Origin of the sequence: Rhodococcus sp. T2V, assembly GCF_029269925.1 — a bacterium.
Lineage (GTDB): Bacteria > Actinomycetota > Actinomycetes > Mycobacteriales > Mycobacteriaceae > Rhodococcus_F > Rhodococcus_F koreensis.
Genome location: NZ_JARJBD010000033.1, coordinates 81,524 through 99,180, shown reverse-complemented (window position 1 = coordinate 99,180; position 17,657 = coordinate 81,524). Strand labels below are relative to the sequence as shown.

Annotated in this window: 20 protein-coding genes and 3 pseudogenes; 13 read left to right on the top strand and 10 right to left on the bottom strand. The window is 68.6% G+C overall.

The window, feature by feature from the left end; translation table 11 throughout:
* A pseudogene (locus tag P3H15_RS26150) lies at positions 1-262 on the top strand (flavoprotein); the annotation flags it as partial.
* A 46-nt stretch (positions 263-308) separates the two neighbouring features.
* Here the strand turns inward: P3H15_RS26150 and P3H15_RS26145 are convergent.
* A pseudogene (locus tag P3H15_RS26145) lies at positions 309-566 on the bottom strand (TetR/AcrR family transcriptional regulator); the annotation flags it as partial.
* Positions 567-655: 89 nt separating this feature from the next.
* Entirely contained in the window at positions 656-1,180 is a 525-nt protein-coding gene (locus tag P3H15_RS26140) for a pyridoxamine 5'-phosphate oxidase family protein (protein WP_276139892.1), read from the bottom strand.
* 208 nt (positions 1,181-1,388) lie between these two features.
* On the opposite strand from P3H15_RS26140, the gene P3H15_RS26135 reads away from it, so the two are divergent.
* On the top strand, positions 1,389-1,691 hold the full coding sequence (locus tag P3H15_RS26135) for a DUF4193 domain-containing protein (protein WP_276139891.1): 303 nt from the start codon (positions 1,389-1,391) through the stop codon (positions 1,689-1,691).
* A 435-nt stretch (positions 1,692-2,126) separates the two neighbouring features.
* Here the strand turns inward: P3H15_RS26135 and P3H15_RS26130 are convergent.
* A pseudogene (locus P3H15_RS26130) lies at positions 2,127-2,315 on the bottom strand (histone-like nucleoid-structuring protein Lsr2); the annotation flags it as partial.
* A 47-nt stretch (positions 2,316-2,362) separates the two neighbouring features.
* A complete protein-coding gene (locus tag P3H15_RS26125; RefSeq protein ID WP_276139890.1) occupies positions 2,363-2,812 on the bottom strand; it encodes a hypothetical protein in 450 nt (149 codons plus the stop codon).
* A 1,237-nt stretch (positions 2,813-4,049) separates the two neighbouring features.
* Here P3H15_RS26125 and P3H15_RS26120 point away from each other — a divergent pair.
* Together P3H15_RS26120 and nrdH are read left to right on the top strand one after the other, a co-directional pair.
* Complete coding sequence (locus tag P3H15_RS26120; RefSeq protein ID WP_276139889.1) at positions 4,050-4,391, top strand: YciI family protein; 342 nt, start codon at positions 4,050-4,052, stop codon at positions 4,389-4,391.
* A 126-nt stretch (positions 4,392-4,517) separates the two neighbouring features.
* Complete coding sequence (gene nrdH, locus P3H15_RS26115) at positions 4,518-4,745, top strand: glutaredoxin-like protein NrdH (RefSeq protein WP_276139888.1); 228 nt, start codon at positions 4,518-4,520, stop codon at positions 4,743-4,745.
* A gap of 16 nt (positions 4,746-4,761) precedes the next feature.
* On the opposite strand, the gene P3H15_RS26110 is transcribed toward nrdH, so the two are convergent.
* Positions 4,762-5,307: an Lrp/AsnC family transcriptional regulator gene (locus P3H15_RS26110; protein ID WP_276139887.1), complete on the bottom strand. Its 546-nt coding sequence runs from the start codon at positions 5,305-5,307 to the stop codon at positions 4,762-4,764.
* Positions 5,308-5,512: 205 nt separating this feature from the next.
* Between P3H15_RS26110 and P3H15_RS26105 the strand changes: the two genes are divergently transcribed.
* From P3H15_RS26105 to P3H15_RS26090, 4 genes are all read left to right on the top strand, one after another.
* Positions 5,513-6,904, top strand: a complete 1,392-nt coding sequence (locus tag P3H15_RS26105; protein ID WP_276139886.1) for an NAD(P)/FAD-dependent oxidoreductase — start codon at positions 5,513-5,515, stop codon at positions 6,902-6,904.
* Positions 6,905-7,050: 146 nt separating this feature from the next.
* Positions 7,051-7,956 carry a metal ABC transporter substrate-binding protein gene (locus P3H15_RS26100; RefSeq protein ID WP_276139895.1) on the top strand — a complete coding sequence of 302 codons (906 nt, stop codon included), beginning with the start codon at positions 7,051-7,053 and terminating at the stop codon, positions 7,954-7,956.
* Entirely contained in the window at positions 7,953-8,690 is a 738-nt protein-coding gene (locus P3H15_RS26095) for a metal ABC transporter ATP-binding protein (protein ID WP_276139885.1), read from the top strand. Before P3H15_RS26100 ends, P3H15_RS26095 begins: the two co-directional genes overlap by 4 nt.
* 6 nt (positions 8,691-8,696) lie before the next feature.
* Positions 8,697-9,587, top strand: a complete 891-nt coding sequence (locus P3H15_RS26090; RefSeq protein WP_276139884.1) for a metal ABC transporter permease — start codon at positions 8,697-8,699, stop codon at positions 9,585-9,587.
* 3 nt (positions 9,588-9,590) lie between these two features.
* Here the strand turns inward: P3H15_RS26090 and P3H15_RS26085 are convergent, their stop codons facing one another.
* Both P3H15_RS26085 and P3H15_RS26080 read right to left on the bottom strand, forming a co-directional pair.
* Positions 9,591-10,481, bottom strand: a complete 891-nt coding sequence (locus P3H15_RS26085; RefSeq protein WP_276139883.1) for a universal stress protein — start codon at positions 10,479-10,481, stop codon at positions 9,591-9,593.
* Positions 10,478-12,301 (bottom strand): amino acid permease, encoded by a 1,824-nt coding sequence (locus P3H15_RS26080; protein ID WP_276139882.1) that lies wholly within the window; start codon positions 12,299-12,301, stop codon positions 10,478-10,480. The genes P3H15_RS26085 and P3H15_RS26080 overlap by 4 nt, the downstream gene beginning before the upstream one ends.
* Positions 12,302-12,557: 256 nt before the next feature.
* On the opposite strand from P3H15_RS26080, the gene P3H15_RS26075 reads away from it, so the two are divergent.
* On the top strand, positions 12,558-13,034 hold the full coding sequence (locus P3H15_RS26075) for a hypothetical protein (RefSeq protein ID WP_276139881.1): 477 nt from the start codon (positions 12,558-12,560) through the stop codon (positions 13,032-13,034).
* A gap of 9 nt (positions 13,035-13,043) precedes the next feature.
* Here P3H15_RS26075 and P3H15_RS26070 read toward each other — a convergent pair whose 3' ends face one another.
* The 3 genes from P3H15_RS26070 to P3H15_RS26060 all read right to left on the bottom strand — a co-directional run bounded on the left by P3H15_RS26070 (position 13,044) and on the right by P3H15_RS26060 (position 15,315).
* Entirely contained in the window at positions 13,044-14,255 is a 1,212-nt protein-coding gene (locus P3H15_RS26070; RefSeq protein ID WP_276139880.1) for an RNA polymerase sigma factor, read from the bottom strand.
* Between the two features lies 1 nt (position 14,256).
* On the bottom strand, positions 14,257-14,619 hold the full coding sequence (locus P3H15_RS26065) for a YciI family protein (RefSeq protein ID WP_276139879.1): 363 nt from the start codon (positions 14,617-14,619) through the stop codon (positions 14,257-14,259).
* A 141-nt stretch (positions 14,620-14,760) separates the two neighbouring features.
* The gene (locus P3H15_RS26060) at positions 14,761-15,315 is read right to left on the bottom strand and encodes a helix-turn-helix domain-containing protein (RefSeq protein WP_072942439.1); all 555 of its coding nucleotides are present in this window, start codon (positions 15,313-15,315) and stop codon (positions 14,761-14,763) included.
* 83 nt (positions 15,316-15,398) lie between these two features.
* Here P3H15_RS26060 and P3H15_RS26055 point away from each other — a divergent pair, with 83 nt between their 5' ends.
* The 4 genes from P3H15_RS26055 (at position 15,399) to P3H15_RS26040 (ending at position 17,538) form a co-directional block, all read left to right on the top strand.
* The gene (locus tag P3H15_RS26055; protein WP_276139878.1) at positions 15,399-16,073 is read left to right on the top strand and encodes an AzlC family ABC transporter permease; all 675 of its coding nucleotides are present in this window, start codon (positions 15,399-15,401) and stop codon (positions 16,071-16,073) included.
* Positions 16,070-16,393 (top strand): AzlD domain-containing protein, encoded by a 324-nt coding sequence (locus tag P3H15_RS26050; protein WP_276139877.1) that lies wholly within the window; start codon positions 16,070-16,072, stop codon positions 16,391-16,393. The genes P3H15_RS26055 and P3H15_RS26050 overlap by 4 nt, the downstream gene beginning before the upstream one ends.
* Before the next feature lie 17 nt (positions 16,394-16,410).
* Positions 16,411-17,235: an MBL fold metallo-hydrolase gene (locus P3H15_RS26045; RefSeq protein ID WP_276139876.1), complete on the top strand. Its 825-nt coding sequence runs from the start codon at positions 16,411-16,413 to the stop codon at positions 17,233-17,235.
* A 129-nt stretch (positions 17,236-17,364) separates the two neighbouring features.
* Positions 17,365-17,538 carry an adenylate cyclase gene (locus tag P3H15_RS26040; RefSeq protein ID WP_276139875.1) on the top strand — a complete coding sequence of 58 codons (174 nt, stop codon included), beginning with the start codon at positions 17,365-17,367 and terminating at the stop codon, positions 17,536-17,538.
* Positions 17,539-17,657 lie beyond the last annotated feature (119 nt).

Below are 17,657 nucleotides of genomic sequence, written 5' to 3'. Positions count from 1 at the left end.
TCGGACCTGCCCGTGGCTCACCGTCGTCCCGGTCATCGAAAACAGCGACAACCCGGGGTGGGTCTCGGGAAACACCCAGAATCCGGCCGGGATGCACGATCTGCTCACCGGCCAGCTTGGACGCGTCGTCGCCAAGTACGGGGACTGGACCGATCATGACATCCAGGTCGTCGGCTCGCCGTCCATGGTTCGCGCCACGAAGTACCAGCTGGTGGCCGCGGGCGTCGATTCCGCCGACATCTGCCACGATCCCTTGTACTGAGAAGCAGCGGCAACGGCCTGCGCACAGGCGGTGACGTCGCCGCAGGTCAGCGGGCCTTGCTGGTCAGAATCTGGGCGAGTTCGTCGAGGGGCGGTGAGGGTGGCGTCGCTGTCCCGATCGACCAGCCAGCGCAACACCAGCCCGTTCATGCCGGCCAGCGCGAAGCGCGCGACCTGCTCGATCGGGAACGTCCATGCGACGCCGGCGCGATGTACGCACAGGGTCAAGAACGCGACGGTCTCGGCTGCTCCTCGGCGATCGCCCCGGCCGAATGGTTGCCGGTGCTGCGTTTGCCAAGCGCGTGGGTATCAGTGAACGGTATTGTTCTTAACCCGACCTGGCCAGGTCCGTGTGAGGATCGTCTCGCGCGGCAATCGTCTCGTATGGGCAGCGTCAGAAGCGGAAGCGGGTCAGGCCGCCCGGCTCAGTCGTCGAGGTCACGGTCGCCGAGCGTGGTTCGATGCGATACACGTTCCACGGCGGCGGTCCTTGCGCCGGCGCGTTGAACGGGGCCGTGATGCCCGACCCGCTCTCGTCGGGCTCCGCCGGCCAACCCTGGTCCGCCCACGCCTTCGCAATGCGCGCCACCGCACCTGGTTCGCTCACCCGCACCGCGTCACCCTCGAGCACGACATCCGCGCCGCGGATCGACACGGCGACCGAACATCGCCGATCGCGCGCGACGTTGCGCCCCTTGCGCGTACCCGCGCCGGTCTGGAACCAGAACGTGCCCTCCACCCAGAGGGCACCGACCGCGGTCACATGCGGGCTGCCGTCCTCGTTGACGGTGCACAGCCACGTCGTGCGGGAGTTCACAGCGTCCGGAGCCGGTGCCGCCCCCGCATCGAGGTTTTCGACGATGGCCGCCCACTCGACCGGCGGCAGCCCATCCGCCTTACCCAGATTAATGGTCTCCATGTCGTGAACGTACCTGTCCGTTCTTCCCCGGGCTGCGCAAATTCGCAATGAGACTGGCGGACGGGTCGGCGTTGATCGACGGACCTGGCAACGCGATGACGGTAGTGAACGGCGCCCGGTGGGCACGATACGGCCCGCCCCGACGTTGTCTATACAGCACCGGAATGCGGGTGGAAATCCAGTGCCGACCCGAACTCCGGGAGAAGTCATGGCCACCGACTACGACGCACCCCGGCGCACCCGTCCGGAGGAACCGGACGACGACTCGCTCGACGAACTGCAGACCCGGCGCGGTGACCGCCGCTCCGGGGTGCCCGACGTCGACGAACCGGACGTCATCGAGTCGTTCGAGCTGCCCGGCGCCGATCTGTCCGGCGAGGAACTGAACGTGCGGGTGATCCCCAAGCGGGCCGACGAATTCACCTGCACCCGGTGCTTCCTGGTCCAGCATCGCAGCCGCCTCGTCGACACCAGTGACGGGCAGATGATCTGCCGCGACTGCGTCGGCTGACCCGTCCGCCGTGACGCGGTCTGAGGAAGAAGTTCGCCCCGTCGGCGACGCGATTTCGGAATACTGCGTCCGAACTGCGTCCGTCGTTCACCGGAACCCACTCACGCTCCACAGGCCGGCGGCGTGCTCGTGGTACCGAGGAGCGTTCGGTCAGTACCCGGGTACCCCGAGTTGGTGGCCGAGTGCGGCGATCGCGTCGACGAGCGACCGGCCCCCGAACTGATTCCAGCCCCGGCCGTCCGGTCCCCGGATCTGATCGAATACGTCACGGGCGCGGTCCGCGGTGGCAGCGGGCAGCGGGGCTGCCTCGGAGAAGGCCCGGTCCGGGTCGATCCCGAAGGTCTCGACCAGCGTTCCGGCTCGTCGTCGATGCGTTGCAACCGAACATACCGATAACGTTCCACGACCGACCGACCGACGAGGCGGGCGAGCCTGTCAGTGCGCGTCGTCGAACCCCTGCTCGATCTCGGCGGGAATCCGGCCACGGGGGGACAGCTCGTAGCCCCGCACGATCGCCCAGGCGCGAATCTCCTTGGATTCGCCCCGCGGCCGCTTCCCAGCAGCGGGATCGGCAGGCCGATCCGAGCGATGTGTGCGGCCGCCGACCCGGGTGGCGTGGGCGATGTCGTCGGTCCAGGTGCAGCCCCTGTGAACCGAGGCGGACACCCGGATCACGCCTTCGCCGGTCGTTCCTTCGGCACCAGTAACGCCACCAGCGCGACGATCAGGCCACCACCGGCGAGATACAACCCCCAGCGATCGGTGAACACGGTGGCGGAGTTGTCCCGGAGGTAGTCGCCGACACGGTCATTGAGCCGCCACCAGAACACCGCGAGCGTGCCGATCCCCACGATCACCCCCACCCACTCGGCCGCGTATGAACCCACCCACGCGGCGACCAGCAGCAAGGCCGCAGCCCCCAACAGCACTACCGTCATCGACTGGTAGAAGGTCACGGCCTGATTCTCGATCTGCTCGACGGTGATCCCGGCAGGGAAGCCGTCGCGCAGATCGATCACCGCGACGTCGCCCGGGGAAATGCCGCCGACCACGGGAAGAAAGGCACCGATCGCGACCGCAATGGCGCACGCGAACAGGACCAGATGGACGAAGCTGCGCATCGGCATTCTCCTGGATATCGGACGGATGATACGGCGTCGGTTCGGTTACTCGTCCGGCACCGGGGGCGGGGAAGCGGCCCGAAGCTGACCGAGCGACAACGACACCGTGGTCACGCGGACCGCACCGAGCCGGGACCGTGCCACCACACACGCCTCGAAGGCAGTCGACATCCCCAGGCGCCCACGGCGCCGACTCGACCAGCGTCAACCCACACCGCCCACAGCGGTTCGACAGCCGGCCGACGACACCGTCGAGCGCGGCACTCTGCGCACACTCCGCATCAGGACCCGCGGCGACACCAACTCAACGGTGCCCCGGCCCTGCTCCTCGGCCAGGTCCGCCAACACGGCCAGCGACAGTGACACCGCAAAGTCCTCCTCGAAGTGGGCGGCCCGAGTCCGAACCCCTGCCACTATCGCGCATCACCGCGCCGCACGCCGAACACCCCGGACCTACGGAGCGTCACATCGATCTCGCTGTCCGCGCACCAGGTACGGACCGGGCGTTGAATCGACGGTCGATCGATCACTGCTCAGGTCTGCTGGAGAAAATGACCATCAAGCCCAGCCATGTCAGCGCAGTAGCCTCAGTCGTCGACGTCGAGGCCGCCGTTACCTGGTACACGAGTTTCTTCGACCGACCTGCCGACCGTCACACCGGACTCGCCGAATGGCAGCTCACCGGTGACGAGGCCCCGCCGGCCGGTACTCGATCCATACGGCGCCGGCAACCAGGCGGTCACTCCCGACGCAAACGGCATGCACGACGCCCCCGCAGAACCCGAGCACCACTACATCGCCCCACAGTCAGAAGATCGACTAAAGCTCCAAATACACTGTTGAGCATTACTTTTCGCCTACAGAATCCGCCGATTACGAAACAACGACAGCCGGGAGTAGCGGAGGGCACTCCGACGGAGAGCACCTGAAATCGCGGGCATCACAGCAACGGATGTCATCAATTGCGCGCAATGAGGTAAGCATGCGCAGAGCGAGGACCACAAAGATGCCCACACGCTCCTCAGTTCCCTCGACCCGGCCACGGCGAAACACCTCAGCGTGCCGCTCAGGGCTCGAGACGCGCTCTTGTCACACCGATACCGCGACACGCCGCACCGAACCGTCACCGTGACAGATGGTCGAACTTGCGTTCGACTGAAATCGCTTGTCGCCGTGGTCCCCTAATGTCGTGTCTATCCTGAGTCCGCTATTCCGACGCAAAGAAGGAGTCGACCCGATGACGAAGTACCTGATCTCGTTCCCGAGTGGTGCCATGGTCATTCCCGACGGGGATCTGCAGGCAGTGTCCGATGCGTCGCACACGGTGGTTCAAGAGGCGAAGGACGCCGGCGTCTGGGTGTTCGGCGGTGGCATCGACGAAAGCGTTCCGCCGGTCATGGTCGACGGGGACGGAACGGTCACCGCGGGCACCTACCCGCAGACGACTCAGCTCGAAGGCGGTTACGCGGTATTGGAACTGCCGTCCCGTGAGGCGGCACTGGAATGGGCCGCGAAGCTCGCGGTTGCCTGCCGGTGCGCACAGGAGGTGCGCGCGTTCGGGTACGACCCCGCCAGCTGACGGGTCTCGACCTCGCCGGGAATCGCCCACGAGGCTCCGCCATCGCCGCTCGCCGGGCGAACCGGGACCGGAACGCATATGCTTCCGGTCCCCCGCCGGCACACATCAGACAGAGCGGAGCGCACGATGACCATCACGATCTACGCCAAACCGGCCTGCGTGCAATGCACCGCCACTTACCGCGCCCTGGACAAGGAAGGCCTCGACTACACGGTCGTCGACATCACCCGCGACCTCGACGCCCACGACTACGTGCGGGCCCTCGGCTACCTGCAGGCGCCCGTCGTCGTGGCCGGTGACGACCATTGGGCCGGTTTCCGGCCCGACCGCATCAAGGCCCTCGCCGCGGCCTGACCGGGACGCGGGCCCCTCAGCGGCCCGAAGATTGCTCGACCTGAGGCGCCCGGAGCCGCGGGCGCACATGTTCGAAGATCAGTATGGTCTCGGTCGAGGCGACCGCAGGGTGCGCGCTGAGGTGGTCGAGGACGAAGCGCCTCAACTCCTCACTGCTGCCGGTGGCGACGTGGATGAGGTAGTCGTCGGCGCCGGCGATGAAGTACACGTTCAGCACGTCGTCGAGGGTAGCGAGTTGCTCGGCGAGCTGCCCGAGGTGCTGCCTTGCATTGGCCTGCACGCGAACTGCGATCATCGCCTGCAGATCCCTGCCGAGGGTGGCGGGATCGATGTCGGCGTGGAAGCCGCGGATCACTCCACGGTCGATCAGGGAGCGCACCCGACCCAGGCAGGTCGACGGGGCGATGCCCGCGAGCGCGGCGAGGGCGTTGTTGGGGGTGCGGGCGTCCCGCGAGAGTTGATCGAGGAGGATCCGGTCGATGTCGTCGATCGGCGCCCCCGCTCGAACATCATTCGACCGCGGGCCTTCGGCATACGGCGTGCCCGGAACATTCTTCTTCATCAGCTCAGTCTAGAGAATTTTCTTCTTCCACCTTGGATTCGGTGCGCTGATTGTTCACCATTGGTGCCTGTCGGCCGAATTCCCCGGCCGGCCCTTCACGAACCACGAGCACCGCCCGCACCACCGCCCCACTCCCCTGGTCCACGGCTGCAAAATGCCCCGACACCGAGATCGTCGCCTCCCAGCGTGATCGGAAAGGCTCATCATGAGCAACCCCCAGTCCCCGCCCGCACGCCACCGCGTCGTGGTGATCGGATCCGGCTTCGGTGGGTTGTTCGCGACCAAGGCCCTCCGCCGCGCGGACGTGGACGTCACGGTGATCGACCGCACCACCCACCACCTCTTCCAGCCCCTGCTGTACCAGGTGGCGACCGGCATCCTCTCCGAGGGCGAGATCGCCCCGTCGACGCGGATGATCCTCAAGGGCCAGGCCAACGCCGCCGTCCGCCTCGGTGACGTCACCGGCATCGACCTGACCGAACGCACGGTGACATCCGAACACCTCGGGCAGTCCACCGTCACCGGGTACGACAGCCTCATCGTCTCCGCTGGGGCTCAGCAGTCGTACTTCGGCAACGACCACTTCGCCGAGCACGCCCCGGGGATGAAGTCCATCGACGACGCCCTCGAACTCCGCGGCCGCATCCTCGGCGCGTTCGAGCAGGCCGAGGTGACCGCCGACCCGCAGGAGCGGGCACGCCTGCTCACGTTCGTCGTGGTCGGTGCCGGGCCCACCGGCGTCGAGATGGCCGGTCAGATCGCCGAACTCGCCCACCGAACCCTCGTCGGGGCCTACACCAATTTCGACCCCCGCGACGCGCGGATCATCCTGCTCGACGCGGCCTCCGCGGTACTGCCGCCGTTCGGTGACAACCTGGGTTCGGAGGCGGCGGAAACCCTCGAAAAGCTCGGTGTCGAGGTGCGACTGGGTGCGTCGGTGACCGACGTCGACGCCGGCGGACTGACCGTCCGGGATGCGGAGGGTGCCGAGCACCGCATCGCGTCCGTCTGCAAGGTCTGGTCCGCGGGGGTGGCGGCGAGCCCTCTCGGCGCGCAGCTCGCCGCCCAGTCGGGTGCCGCACTCGACCGCGCCGGCCGCGTCGCCGTCGACGAAGACCTCACCCTGCCGGGCCATCCCGACGTGTTCGTCGTCGGCGACATGATGTCGCGTGATCGCCTGCCCGGCGTCGCCCAGGTCGCGATTCAAGGGGGCCGCTACGCCGCGAAGCGGATCGCCGCCGAGGTCGCCGCGGCGGCCACGGGACGCCCGGCGCCGGAACGGCCACCGTTTCGATACCGCGACAAGGGTTCGATGGCCACCATTTCCCGGTTCAACGCGGTCGCCAAGATCGGCGGTGTCGAGCTGACCGGTTTCCTCGCGTGGATCATGTGGCTGGCCGTGCACGTGGTCTACGTCGTCGGGTTCCGGAGCCGTGTCGCCACCCTGTTGTCGTGGGCCTGGACCTTCCTCGGCACCTGGCGCGGGCAACTGACCAACACGCATCAGCAGATCACCGCCCGCAATGCGATCGCGCAGCTGCACAGCCTCGAGCGTCGGATCGAGGATGCGGACGCCCCTGTCGCGCAGGCGAGCTGACGGTCGCGTCCGCCGGTGTCGACGACGACGGCCTCCTCGGCGAGGGCCGCGGCTCGACGATCCGCACTTGTGGTTTCGGGGAACCGAACATTATGATTCGCCGCGTGAAAACAACGTCCTTCAAGGTAGGTGCGCGACGACGGCCGATGCCCGCTGCCGCAGTACTGACAGCGCTGGCCGCGACGCTGATGCTGTCCGGGTGCGGCAAGGGCGACGGGCCCGCCGACGACAAACCGGTGGTGCTGACCACGTTCACCGTGCTCGCCGACATCGCCGCGAATGTCGGCGGCGAGCACCTGACCGTCGAGTCGATCACCAAGGCGGGCGCGGAAATTCACGGATACGAGCCCACCCCGGGCGATATCAAGAAGGCCGCACAGGCTGACCTGATCCTCGACAACGGCATGAACCTGGAGGCCTGGTTCGGCCAGTTCGTCGACGGGGTGGACGTCGAGCACGTGGTCGTCAGTGAGGGCGTCGAACCGATCGCCATCGGTGAAGACGCGTATGCGGGGAAACCGAATCCGCATGCCTGGATGTCACCGCTGAACGTGCAGATCTACGTCGACAACATGGTCGCCGCGTTCAGCGAACTCGATTCCGCTCATGCCGCCGACTACCGCTCCAACGGCGACGCGTACAAGGCGCAGTTGCAGGCCGTGCAGGACGAGTTGGTCGCCGAACTGGGTGCACTGCCGGTCAACGAACGGGCGCTGGTCACGTGCGAGGGCGCGTTCTCGTACCTGGCCCGCGACGCGGGGCTGACGGAGAAGTACATCTGGCCGGTCAATGCCGAGCAGCAGGCCACTCCCCAGCAGATCGCGTCGACGATCGAGTTCGTGAAGCAGAACCGGGTTCCGGCGGTGTTCTGCGAGTCCACGGTGTCGGATGCGCCGATGCAACGGGTCGTCGAAGCGTCCGGCGCCGCGTTCGGTGGCACCCTCTACGTCGACTCGCTGTCCGAGGCGGACGGGCCCGTGCCGACGTATCTCGATCTGATCCGGCACGACGCCGACACCCTCACCTCCGCACTGAACGGGCAGCGGTCGTGACCGCGCAGCCTGCCGTCGAGGTCGAGGACGTCACCGTCCATTACGGCGACGTGCTCGCGCTCGATCGGGTCTCCCTCGCCCTTCGCCCCGGACGCGTCTGCGGACTCGTCGGCATGAACGGCTCCGGAAAATCCACCCTGTTCAAAACGATCATGGGCACGGTCAAACCCGACACCGGCACGGTCCGCATCAACGGCGCGGCGCCGGCCGCGGCGCGCAAGGCCGGGGTGCTGGGGTACGTCCCGCAGAGCGAGGACGTCGACTGGACGTTCCCGCTCTCGGTGCGGGACGTGGTGATGACCGGCCGGTACGGGCGCATGGGACCGACGCGGAGGCCCGGTAAGGCCGACCGCGAGGCCGTCGACCACGCTCTCGAACGCGTCGAACTCACGGACCTGGCGGACCGGCAGATCGGGCAACTGTCCGGCGGCCAGAAGAAGCGCACGTTCGTGGCCCGGGGAATCGCGCAGGGCGCCACCATCCTTCTCCTCGACGAACCGTTCGCCGGGGTCGACAAACGCTCCGAGGCCACCATCACCGCGCTGCTGCGGGAACTCGCCGACGCGGGCGCGGCGATCCTGGTCTCCACCCACGACCTGCATGCGCTCCCCGATCTCGCCGACGAGGCGATCCTGCTGCTGCGCACGGTGCTGATGCACGGCGACCCGGCGGTGGTGCTGCAACCGGAGAATCTGGCGGCCGCATTCGGCCTCGACGTGATGACAAGGACCTGAGGAACAATGGACGTCATCGACTTCTTCGTCGACCCCCTGCGCTACGACTTCATGGTCCGCGCGCTGATCACCACCCTGATCGCGGCGGTGGTGTGTGCGGTGCTGTCGTGCTGGCTGGTGCTGATCGGCTGGTCGCTGATGGGTGATGCGGTCTCGCACGCCGTGCTGCCCGGCGTGGTCCTGGCCTACATCGTCGGCGCTCCGTTCGCGATCGGCGCGGTGATCTTCGGATTCCTGGCCGTGGCACTGATCGGGGTGGTCCGCGACACCAGCCGGGTGAAGGAGGACGCCGCGATCGGCATCGTGTTCTCCACACTGTTCGCCCTCGGACTGGTGCTGGTCTCGGTCACCCCCAGCCAAACCGACCTGAACCACATCATCTTCGGCAACCTGCTGGGCGTCAGCCGGTCCGACCTGGTCCAGATCGCGATCCTCGGGGCGTTCGTGTTCATCGCACTGATCGTCAAGCGCCGCGACTTCACGCTGTACGCCTTCGACCCCACCCATGCGCACGCCATCGGCCTGAACCCGCGGCTGCTCGGGGCGGCGCTGCTGGGGCTGCTGGCCCTGACGGCGGTGGTGGCTCTGCAGGCCGTCGGTGTCATCCTGGTCGTGGCCATGCTGATCATTCCCGGAGCGACGGCGTACCTGCTGACCGACAGTTTCCATCGGATGCTGATCATCGCCCCGGCTATCTCGGCATCCTGCGCCGTCATCGGCCTGTACCTGAGCTATCACCTCGACACCGCCAGCGGCGGCATGGTGGTGCTGTCTCAGGGCGCGGCCTTCGCTCTGGCCTATCTGTTCGCACCGCGGCAGGGCGTGATCGGTCGCCGGATCACCGCGTCCCGGCGTCGCCGGGCATCCGCGTCCGCGGCGGTGGTGGCCGACCGCTGACGGTCATGCCGCCGGTGCGTGTCTCGGCACGATCATCACGGGCACCGGAGCGTGCCGCAGAATTTTCGAGGCGGCCGAGCCGAGGAACACGTGCGCGGCGGGTCCGGCGGCTCCCGACCCCAGCACCAGCATGTCGTCGGGTTCCCAGGACACGGCCTCGACCGCCGCGCGCCAGTCGGTGCCGCTGCCGATCTCCACGTCCACGTCGGGAACCGGGATGCGGGCGCGAACCGCGTCGAGTTGCCGGGCGATGTCGTCGGTTGTCCGGCGCGTCCACTGCCGGACGACGAGATCCTCGGTCGATTGCTCGATCGCGCCACCGAACCTGGACACGGGCCGCACCGTGAACGACACGATCCGCACTGTCGCCGGCCACCGTGCGGCCATCTCGGCGGTGGCGGCGATGAGTCCGTTGACGTCGGCTTCGCCGCCGTAGGCTGCGGTGAGCCTGCGGATCGGTCCGGGCACCGATGGGTAGCCGCGCGGCGCGATCGCGACGGGCACCGCCGCGGTGTGCACGAGCCGTTCGGTGACGCTGCCCAGCGCCACCCGGCCCAGCAGACCGGACGACGACGACCCGACGACGACGAGGGTGGCGTCGTGGGCGGCGACGAGTTCGATCAGCCCGGTGGGAATCGAGGTCGATCGGTGGACGACGGTGGGGATGTCCAAATCGCCCGGCAGACCGCCGACCACCCCGTCGAGTGCCCGCGACGCCTCCGCGGTGACGTAGCGCAGGTATTCGCGGTCGATGGGGTCGCCCTTCCCCGGCCACGGCTGTTCCACGACGGCCGCGGCGAGGACCGTCTCCCCGGTCCAGCGCGCGATCCGTGCCGCCAGGTGCAGCGGCGCGGTCCCCTGACGGCTCGAGCTGAATCCGGCGATGATCGTCATCGCGCGGGTTTCCCTGCGCCGACCGGCTGCGCAACGACGTGGGTGACCGGCACATCGTGCTCGGCGCGGGCGCGGTCCACGACATCGAACCGGTGCCACACCGACTCCTCGGGTGGCAGCGTGGAGATGACGATCTGATCCGGATGGAACGACTCGACACCGGTGGCCAGTGCGCGCAACGGCCGGTAGTCCCCCACCTCGCCGTCCGCGTCGAGGTCCTCGGAGCGGAGGGTCGTCAGCGTGTCGGCGAGTCGCTGCCGGGCGACCTCTCGGGTCGCTTCCGCGACGTCGAGCGGGCCGTGGGTGGCGGCGGTTCCGGTCTCGATCGGGCTGGCCGGCACGACCACGAAGTAGACGGCTTCCCGATCCGCGCCGATGCGACGGAGTTCGTCGAGCATCTCCTTCGACTCGACGGTCTGGTTGGCCAGCACCAGTACCCGGTGAGGCCGGGCGGTCGCGGCGGCCCCCTCGACGGCGGGCCGCCGGCGCACGAACCAGGTGTTCGCGAGGAACAGCACGATCACGACCGCCCACGACACCAGGCTCAGCACGAGTTGCGACCGCACGTCCTCCTGCAGATACATCTGCACCAGGATCGCCACGATCGCGGCGGCGGTGATGATCGACAACACCGGGAACAGCCACATCTTGACCCGCAGTTCCGAGGCCGGGGTGCGGTACCGCAGCACGATCTGGGACACGGCGATGAGCAGGTAGACGAACAGGATGATCGCGCCGCTGGAGTTCAGCAGGAACGCGAAGATGGTGTCCGGCGAGACGGCCGCGGCGATCACGCACAGGAACCCGACGACCGAGGAGGCGAGGATCGCGGTGGCAGGCACCCCGCGGCGGGTCACCCTGACCAACTGCGCGGGTGCTTCCCGGCGCGCGGCGAGGACGAACAGCATGCGGGAGGCGGTGTACATGCCCGAGTTGAGGCAGCTCAGCACCGCCGTCAGCACGACGGCGTTCATGATGTCGTCGGCGTACGGGATCCCCATCTCGGTGAACGCGGCGACGAACGGGGACGCGGCCATCTGATCGTCGTCCCACGGCAGGATGGTGGCCAGCAGGAACGTCGAGCCGACGAAGAACACGGCGATCCGCACGATCACCGAGTTGGCGGCCTTGGTCACCGCCCGCTCCGGATCCGCCGACTCCGCGGCGGCGATCGTCGCGATTTCGGCGCCGACCATGGAGAAGATCACCGTGACCACACCGACGGTGACGGCCATGGCGCCGAGCGGGAGGAACCCTCCGTGGCTCCACAGGTTGGAGAAGTCGAGCGCTTTGTCCGGCCACACGCCGAGCACGAACAGTGCGCCGAGCGCGATGAACACCACGATCGCGGCGACCTTGATGCCGGCGAACCAGAATTCGAACTCGCCGAACGACGAAACGGAGAACAAGTTCGTCGCCGTCATCAGGATCATCAGAACCAGCGCGGACAGCCACAGCGGGATGTCGATCCAGTACTGGATGATCGTCGCGCCGGCGATGGCCTCGAAGCCGACGACGATCACCCAGAAGTACCAGTACAACCAGCCGACGGAGAAGCCGGCCCAATTGCCCAGCGCCCGGCGGGCATAGTCGGCGAACGATCCGGTCGACGGGTTGGCCACGGCCATCTCGGCCAGCATGCGCATGACCATGATGATCAGGACCCCGGCGAGGGCATAGGTGATGAATGCCCCGGGACCGGTGTCGCCGATGACGACGCCGGAGCCGACGAACAGGCCCGCGCCGATCACGCCGCCGATGGCGATCATCGTCAGCTGCCGCTGGCTCAGCGCCTTCTTCAGTGCGGGTGTTCCGCTCATGTCATCCCTCCGATGCTTCACGCGTCGGCGTGCTCGCTCCTGGCGAGACCGACTGTCGGAGTCCGAAGGGTGTGGTGGGCTGGGCGACGTCGAGGTGGGCTTCGGCCGCAGGGCCTCGAAATTCAATCGTAGGCCGCGGCACCGGTCCGGCGAGCGGGATTCGATGTCCGTCCCTTCGCGCCGTTTACCGGCCTCCGCGGCGGGTATCAATACGGTGACTTCCGGAGTGAGACCGCCGAGAACGAAGGTTCCGCTGATGACACTCGTGCCCCGGGTCGCGGTCGCGCTGCTCGCCGCAGGCCCACTCGCCCTGTTCCTGGCCGCGCCCGCCGCCGCGGACCCGCCGGACGTGACCCTGGCCGCCGCGGTGGCCGGGAGCACCGTCACGACGACGCTCACCAACGACACCGGCGCGGACATCGTGTGCGGACTCGGCGGACTGCGGGCGACGGACGACATCGTGAACCCCGAGTCAGTGGCGGTGTTTCACCGATCGAACGTGGTGATCAGGCCGGGACCGCGGGAGTTCGTGTTCGAGGCGGTACCCGACGGCGACTATCTGATCCACTGGATCTGCAGCGAGAACGCCGGCCCCGGTGACGAGGTGTGGGGTTCGGCGCCGCTTCCCGAGGCCGCGTACGCGAAGCCGGCGACGGCGGAACCGCTCCCCGTCACCGTGCGAACGCAGACGTGTCTCGGATCGTTGTGCCTGCCGCCGGGGCTGGGTCTCTGACCGCGCGCGTCATCCGATCGAATCGCGCTGTGTCCGAAGGAATTCCCGCTCGGCCGCGTTCTCTGTGCGGTCGTGTGCCGCGTCGTAGGCGTGGGCGGCCTCGACGGGGCGCCCGAGGCGGCGGAGAAGATCGGCCCGCACCGCGTGGTACAGGTGATAGTCGTCGAGGTCGAGCTGATCGACGAGCGCCAGCCCCTCCGCCGGACCCCGTACCTCCGCCACGGCGACGGCCCGGTTCAACGCCACCACCGGGCTCGGCGCCAGCGACATCAACTGGTCGTACAGCTGCAGGATCTGCCACCAGTCGGTGTCGGCGGCCGTCGCGGCGTCGCTGTGGACGGCGTTGATCGCGGCCTGGATCTGATACGGGCCCGGCCGGTTGCGTCGCAGGCAGTCCCGCACCAGCGACTGCCCCTCGGTGACGAGGTCGCGATCCCACCGGCCGCGGTCCTGGTCGGGCAGGAGCACCAGTCGCCCGTCGGCGTCGGTGCGGGCGGCGCGCCGCGATTCGATCAGCAGCATCAACGCGAGCAGCCCGGCGACCTCCGGTTCGCGGGGCATCAGGGCCGCCAGGACCCGGCCGAGACGGAGAGCCTCGGCGCAGAGATCCGCCCGCGTCAGCCTGTCCCCCGAACTCGCCGTGTACCCCTCGTTGAAGATCAGGTAGACGACGGCCAGGACGGTGCGGAGACGGTCCGGAAGATCGGTCTCGTCCGGCACCCGGTACGGGATCCGGGCGTCCCGGATCTTCCCCTTGGCCCGGACGAGGCGCTGCGCCATGGTCGGCTCGGGCACCAGGAAGGCGCGGGCGATCTCCGCGGTGCCGAGCCCGCCGAGGAGGCGCAGGGTCAATGCGACCTGGGCGGTGGGTGCCAGCGCCGGGTGGCAGCAGGTGAAGATGAGGCGTAGCCGGTCGTCGTGCACGGCGCCCTCCTCCGTCGGTTCGTCGCGGGCGAGCAGCAGCGCGGCCTGCGCGTGCCGGTCGTGCCGGGACGCCTCGCGCCGGAGTCGGTCGATCGTGCGGTGCCGGGCGGTGGTGATGATCCACCCGGCGGGGCTCGGTGGCAGCCCGGCCGACGGCCAGCGCTGGACCGCCTCGGCGAATGCGTCCTGGACGGCATCTTCGGCGAGGTCGATGTCGCCGAACACGCCGACCAGGACGGAGACCGCGCGACCGTGTTCGGTGCGGAACACGTGTTCGATGTCGGCGGTGTCGATCACGTCAGTGGCTTCCGGCCCCGGCGTGGTCGGCGAACGGCCGGACCTCGATGGGCAGCGTCGTCGCCCGGGTGAGTTTGCGACCCCAATCGAGCGCGGCGTCCAGGTCGGGGGCCTCGACGATGGTGAATCCGCCGAGGTGCTCCTTGCCTTCGGTGTACGGGCCGTCGGTGACGAGCACGTCGCCGCCGCGGGCCCGCAGCACGGTCGCGGTCGTCGGGGCGCACAGTCCCCCGCTGAACACCCACGCGCCTGCGGACACCATCTCCTGGTTGAGGGAGTCGAGGTCGTCGGCGATCTTCGCGAGGACGTCAGGTTCGGGAGCGGGACCGTCGGGCTGGTACACGCTCAACAGGTACTGGGTCATGTCGGGTTCCTCCTCGGATCGGACGGTCGGCGCCTCGGGATGTGCTGTGGCCGGCCTTCACCTCCTATACGAACGCCGGCCCCCCGAATCGACACTGTGCACGAAAAGGCACGGTGCACGAGGAAGTTGCCCCGGGTGCCGTCAGTTGTGCTCGGACACCAGCACGGCGCGGGTTCCCGGCTCCAGCGCCTCGAACACGTGTGCAACATCGCCCGGGTAGGCGATGTAGTCGCCGGGCCCGAGCTCGACGGGGGCGCTCGCGAGGCCGACGAGTGCGCGCCCGGCGCTGAGGATGACGTGCTCGACCACGCCGGGCATGTGCGGTTCGGATTCGCGGGCCGGTCCCGGTTCGACGGCGAGGCGGTAGAGGTCCCGGCGCGCGGACGGCGGGCAGGACGCGACGAGGGTGGCGCGGTAGTCGGCTCGGTCGGAGGTCAGTTCGGGTCCCTCGTCGGCCCGGATGACCTGGACGCGCGGGCGAGGCGGATCGAGGAGTTGCGACATCGGCACATCCAGCGCCACACACAGGGCCCACAGGGTTTCGACGCTCGGGTTGCCGCCTCCCGATTCCAATTGGGACAGAGTGGATTTCGCAACCCCGGCACGGCGGGCGACCTCGGTCAGGGACATGCCCGACCGTTCGCGCTCGCGGCGCAGCGAGGGTCCGATGTATCCCAGCGGGGATTGCCCGTCCATGGTTCCCTTCCTGAGAATGTTCATTATTTCGGTCGCCTTGTTCGACTTGACGAACATAGCGCCACTCGTTCAGTATATAAGTCATGCGTTCGATGAAGCGAACACTCGGCTCACGGATCCTCCGGAACATCGCGCTCGTGTGCCTGGCCGACGGAGTGGTCGGCATGTCCTACGGCGCGATCGCGGTCGGCTCGGGACTCGACGCGTGGCTGCCCGTCGCATTGTCGGTGCTGGTCCTCGCCGGTTCCGCGGAGTTCCTCTTCGTCGGCATCGTCGCGGCAGGCGGCAGCCCGATCGCGGCGACGATCGCCGGACTGCTGGTGAACGCTCGACACCTGCCGTTCGGTCTGGCGGTCGGTGACGTGCTCGGGCGAGGGCTCCGACGCGTCGTGGGCAGTCACCTGATGAACGACGAGTCGGTGGTGTTCGCGCTCGGGGAGACGGACCCGGACCGCAGGCGCGCCGCGTACTGGGCGTGCGGTGTGGGGATCGCGGTGTGCTGGCCGCTCGGGGCGCTGCTCGGCGCGCTGGCGGGCAACGCGATCGGCGACCCCGCAGCGCTCGGTCTGGACGCGATGTTCCCGGCGGTGTTGCTGGCCTTGGTGCTTCCGGCGCTGCGTGATCGGGACGTGCGGGTGTCTGCGCTGATCGGGTCCGTCGTCGCCCTGGCGGCCACGCCGGTCCTGCCCGCCGGGCTTCCGGTGCTCGCGGCGCTGGTGGGTCTGCTCGTGGGTGTGCGGCGGACGGTGCTGCGGTGACCGGGCACCTCGTGTTGATCGGGTCGGTCGGGGCGCTCGCGGCGGGCACGTTCGCGTTCCGGTTCGCCGGGCCGGCGCTGCGGCCGCGGATCGCGACCCGGCCCTGGGTGGAGCGGACCATGGCGTCGGCCGCCGTGGTCCTGCTCACCGCCCTGGTGGGCACGGCGGCGCTCACCGAGGGCCACGACCTCGCCGGAGTGGCGCGTCCCACCGGAGTCGTCGTCGCGGGCCTACTCGCCTGGCGGAAGGCGCCTTTCGTCGTCATCGTCCTGTCCGCTGCCGCCACGGCTGCCGGATTGCGGCTCCTCGGCGTGCCGTGAGCATGCATCATCGAGGGGTGTTATTTCATCTCTGTGCCACGTGCGGTGTCGAACAGGACCCGAACACCCCGCTCCCCGACGAGTGCGCGATCTGCGCCGACGAACGCCAGTACATTCCGCTCGGCGGGCAGGAGTGGACCACCGTCGAGGCGCTGGCAGGCGCTGGGCACCGCGCCGTCGAACACGAAGTCGAGCCGGGACTGCACGGCCTGTACGTGGACCCGAAGACCGCGATCGGTCAGCAGTCCCTGGTGATCAGCACCCCCGCCGGGTCGCTGCTGTGGGATCCGCTCGGATTCGTCGACGCCGCGGCCGTCGACGCCGTCGCCGCGCACGGCCCGGTCATCGCCGTCGCGGGCAGTCACCCGCACATGTTCGGTGTCCAGACGCAGTGGTCGAAGGCGCTCGGTGACGTGCCCATCCTGGTGGCGGAGGCGGACCGCTCCTGGCTGGCGCGGTCCGACGGGCCGATCGTGTTCTGGTCCGGCACCCACGAGGTGGCACCGGGGCTGACCCTGCACCAGATCGGCGGGCACTTCCCGGGCAGCGCCGTCGCGCACTGGCGCGGCGGCGGCGACGGCGGGGGTGTGCTGCTCACCGGCGATGGCGTGTTCCCCAACCCGGATCGCCGCACGGTGTCGTTCCTGCGGTCGTACCCCAACCGGCTGCCGCTGTCCGCGGCGGTGGTGCGGCGGATCGCGGACCAGTTGTCGCACCTCGAGTTCGACCGCATCATCGGCAACTTCGACAACGTCATCGACCACGACGGCCGGGAGGCGCTCGAGTATTCGGCGACCCGGCACTGCGCCTGGGTGACCGGGGAGTTCGATCACCTCACGTGACGGTCGCAGAACCGGCCACCGCGCCGGACGGCGCCTTCGAGGGGGCACTGTAATCGTTCTTCCCCGCCGACGCGGTGACAGCGGATACCCTCCGCAGTAGCGTGAGCAGCGACTGAGGAGGTAGGTCTGATGGACTTGACAGCAATTGGTGTCGGTTTCGGCTACGTGGTCGTAGTCCTCACCATTCTTGTCGTCGTGGTCGGGGTGACGGCCCTGTTCGTGTTCTCGATCAAATCGGATTTCATCCCCCCGGACTCGACCGGGGCTCCCTCGGGGAGGAAGCGGATCGGCCGGGCGGAATAGCCGCGTCGAGCACCGGCAGGCGGGCAGTCCCTCACGGAGGGGCTGCCCGCCGTCGTGTGTGGTGGGGAGCAGCGGGTTTCTGGATCGATTCCGGCCGCGGGCGCAGGGAAGCACGCCTT

Coding starts and splice junctions, on each gene's coding strand:
- P3H15_RS26065 (WP_276139879.1), bottom strand. CDS start 14,619: ATGACCCAGTACCTGTTGAGCGTGTACCAGCCCGACGGTCCCGCTCCC.
- P3H15_RS26055 (WP_276139878.1), top strand. CDS start 15,399: ATGCGTTCGATGAAGCGAACACTCGGCTCACGGATCCTCCGGAACATC.
- P3H15_RS26135 (WP_276139891.1), top strand. CDS start 1,389: ATGGCCACCGACTACGACGCACCCCGGCGCACCCGTCCGGAGGAACCG.
- P3H15_RS26040 (WP_276139875.1), top strand. CDS start 17,365: ATGGACTTGACAGCAATTGGTGTCGGTTTCGGCTACGTGGTCGTAGTC.
- P3H15_RS26100 (WP_276139895.1), top strand. CDS start 7,051: ATGCCCGCTGCCGCAGTACTGACAGCGCTGGCCGCGACGCTGATGCTG.
- nrdH (WP_276139888.1), top strand. CDS start 4,518: ATGACCATCACGATCTACGCCAAACCGGCCTGCGTGCAATGCACCGCC.
- P3H15_RS26080 (WP_276139882.1), bottom strand. CDS start 12,301: ATGAGCGGAACACCCGCACTGAAGAAGGCGCTGAGCCAGCGGCAGCTG.
- P3H15_RS26085 (WP_276139883.1), bottom strand. CDS start 10,481: ATGACGATCATCGCCGGATTCAGCTCGAGCCGTCAGGGGACCGCGCCG.
- P3H15_RS26125 (WP_276139890.1), bottom strand. CDS start 2,812: ATGCGCAGCTTCGTCCATCTGGTCCTGTTCGCGTGCGCCATTGCGGTC.
- P3H15_RS26140 (WP_276139892.1), bottom strand. CDS start 1,180: ATGGAGACCATTAATCTGGGTAAGGCGGATGGGCTGCCGCCGGTCGAG.
- P3H15_RS26090 (WP_276139884.1), top strand. CDS start 8,697: ATGGACGTCATCGACTTCTTCGTCGACCCCCTGCGCTACGACTTCATG.
- P3H15_RS26105 (WP_276139886.1), top strand. CDS start 5,513: ATGAGCAACCCCCAGTCCCCGCCCGCACGCCACCGCGTCGTGGTGATC.
- P3H15_RS26110 (WP_276139887.1), bottom strand. CDS start 5,307: ATGAAGAAGAATGTTCCGGGCACGCCGTATGCCGAAGGCCCGCGGTCG.
- P3H15_RS26060 (WP_072942439.1), bottom strand. CDS start 15,315: ATGGACGGGCAATCCCCGCTGGGATACATCGGACCCTCGCTGCGCCGC.
- P3H15_RS26120 (WP_276139889.1), top strand. CDS start 4,050: ATGACGAAGTACCTGATCTCGTTCCCGAGTGGTGCCATGGTCATTCCC.
- P3H15_RS26075 (WP_276139881.1), top strand. CDS start 12,558: ATGACACTCGTGCCCCGGGTCGCGGTCGCGCTGCTCGCCGCAGGCCCA.